The organism is Aquirufa sp. A-Brett2-15D (genome assembly GCF_054558735.1).
The window spans coordinates 1-2820 of record NZ_JBSKFT010000007.1; the positions used below are offsets into that span (position 1 = coordinate 1).

At 48.7% G+C, this 2820-nt stretch carries 2 rRNA genes; both read left to right on the forward strand.

What is annotated here, in order from left to right:
* Positions 1 to 2638 (forward strand): 23S ribosomal RNA (locus ACST14_RS10885); the annotation flags it as partial.
* Positions 2639 to 2704: 66 nt separating this feature from the next.
* Positions 2705 to 2816 (forward strand): 5S ribosomal RNA (gene rrf, locus ACST14_RS10890).
* The last annotated feature ends 4 nt before the right edge of the window (positions 2817 to 2820 follow it).

The window sequence follows — 2820 nt, forward strand, 5'->3', positions numbered from 1 at the left end:
GTAAGCAGAGGAAGAGAAAACAAAAGTGATTCCGTAAGTAGTGGCGAGCGAACGCGGATTAGCCCAAACCAGTGTTGTTGCGGCAAGACTGGGGTTGTAGGACCACGTGATCGATTATATAAATGAATGAGAACTGTCTGGGAAGGCAGGCCATAGAAGGTGAGAGCCCCGTATCGGTAAGCTTATATAATTGTAGTGGTATCCTGAGTAGGGGGGGACTGGAGAAATCCCCTTTGAATCTGCCGGCACCATCCGGTAAGGCTAAATACTACCAAGAGACCGATAGTGAACTAGTACTGTGAAGGAAAGGTGAAAAGTACCCTGAGTAAGGGGGTGAAAAGACCCTGAAACCATACGCTTACAAGCGGTCGGAGCCCTTTTGTGGGGTGACGGCGTGCCTTTTGCATAATGAGCCTACGAGTTACTTTCACTGGCGAGGTTAATCACGTTGACGTGAGCAGCCGGAGCGAAAGCGAGTCTGAATAGGGCGCTTAGTCAGTGGGAGTAGACGCGAAACTTTGTGATCTACCCATGAGCAGGTTGAAGCTCCGATAACACGGAGTGGAGGACCGAACCAGTTTACGTTGAAAAGTATTTGGATGACTTGTGGGTAGGGGTGAAAGGCCAATCAAACTGAGAAATAGCTCGTACTCCCCGAAATGTTTTTAGGAACAGCCTCGGGGTTAAGTTTTAAGCAGGTAAAGCTACCGATAGGACTAGGGGGAGTCAAATCCTACCAAATCCTGACGAACTCTGAATGGCTTAAAATATACCCGGGAGTGAGGGTTGGGGTGCTAAGGTCCCAATCCGAGAGGGAAAGAACCCAGACCAACAGCTAAGGTCCCAAAATCTTTACTAAGTTGAACTAAGGAAGTCTGATTGCAGTGACAGCCAGGATGTTAGCTTGGAAGCAGCTATTCATTTAAAGAGTGCGTAACAGCTCACTGGTCGAGCGAGGCGGGCATCGATAATAAACGGGCATCAAGTAAAGTACCGAAGCTTTGGATTATATTTATATACTGGTAGGGGAGCATTCTGATCTGCGGAGAAGGTGAAGCGACGAGCTTTGCTGGAGCGTTCAGAAAAGCAAATGTAGGCATGAGTAACGATAATGAGGGCGAGAAACCCTCACGCCGAAAGACTAAGGTTTCCTCAGCTATGCTAATCAACTGAGGGTTAGTCGGGGGCTAAGGGTCTAGCGAAGGCGACAACCTAATGCACAACAGGTTAATATTCCTGTACTTACTTATAGGGCAAATAGATGACGGAGACTACAGGTTACCAGATACTGACGGAATAGTGTCTTTGAGAGGCGGCAGCAATGCCAAAACGAGTGTAGTGAGTAGACTTCCAAGAAAAGTCTAGGCGTGTATAACTTATAAGTAACCCGTACCGTAAACCGACACAGGTGGTCGAGAAGAATATTCTAAGGCGCTCGAGTGAATCACGGCTAAGGAACTCGGCAAATTAACCCTGTAACTTCGGGATAAAGGGAGCCACGAGCAATCGTGGCCGCAGAGAAATGGCCCAGGCGACTGTTTAACAAAAACACATGGCTTTGCTAAATCGAAAGATGACGTATAAGGCCTGACACCTGCCCGGTGCTGGAAGGTTAAGGGGGGATGTTAGTGGCAACACGAAGCATTGAACTGAAGCCCCAGTAAACGGCGGCCGTAACTATAACGGTCCTAAGGTAGCGAAATTCCTTGTCGGGTAAGTTCCGACCTGCACGAATGGTGTAACGATCTGGGCACTGTCTCAGCCGTGAGCTCGGTGAAATTGTAGTAACGGTGAAGATGCCGTTTACCCGCAACGGGACGGAAAGACCCCATGAACCTTTACTATAGCTTAGCATTGAGTTTTGGTACTGGATGTGTAGGATAGGTGGGAGGCTGTGAGCCGGTGTCGCTAGGCATCGGGGAGCCAACGTTGAAATACCACCCTTCTTGTACTGGAATTCTAATCCCCAAAGGGGAGACATTGCTTGGTGGGTAGTTTGACTGGGGTGGTCGCCTCCAAAAGAGTAACGGAGGCTTTCAAAGGTTCCCTCAGCACGCTTGGTAACCGTGCGTAGAGTGCAATAGCAAAAGGGAGCTTGACTGTGAGACCGACAAGTCGATCAGGTACGAAAGTAGGATATAGTGATCCGGTGGTTTAGTATGGAACAGCCATCGCTCAAAGGATAAAAGGTACTCTGGGGATAACAGGCTGATCTCCCCCAAGAGCTCACATCGACGGGGAGGTTTGGCACCTCGATGTCGGCTCGTCACATCCTGGGGCTGGAGAAGGTCCCAAGGGTTCGGCTGTTCGCCGATTAAAGTGGCACGCGAGCTGGGTTCAGAACGTCGTGAGACAGTTCGGTCCCTATCTGTTGTGGGCGTAGGAATATTGACAGGTTCTGACTTTAGTACGAGAGGACCGAGTTGGACTGACCGCTGGTATATCAGTTGTTCTGCCAAGGGCATAGCTGAGTAGCCACGTCGGGATCAGATAAGCGCTGAAAGCATCTAAGTGCGAAACTGACCTGAAGATGAGTATTCCATGAAGGGTCCGTGTAGACGACACGGTCGATAGGCTACAGATGTAAAGACAGTAATGTCAAAGTCGAGTAGTACTAATTACCCGAAAGCTTACCTTTTATTAATTTACACACTGCTATTTATTTTATCTCACAATATGGAAAAAGGCTATGCCTTGTAAAAAGTATGGAGCCGATAGGACGGGTGTTCACCTCTTCCCATCTCGAACAGAGAAGTTAAGCCCCGCACCGCTGATGATACTGGGATCAAACCCGGGAAAGTAAGTAAGCTCCAAGTTATT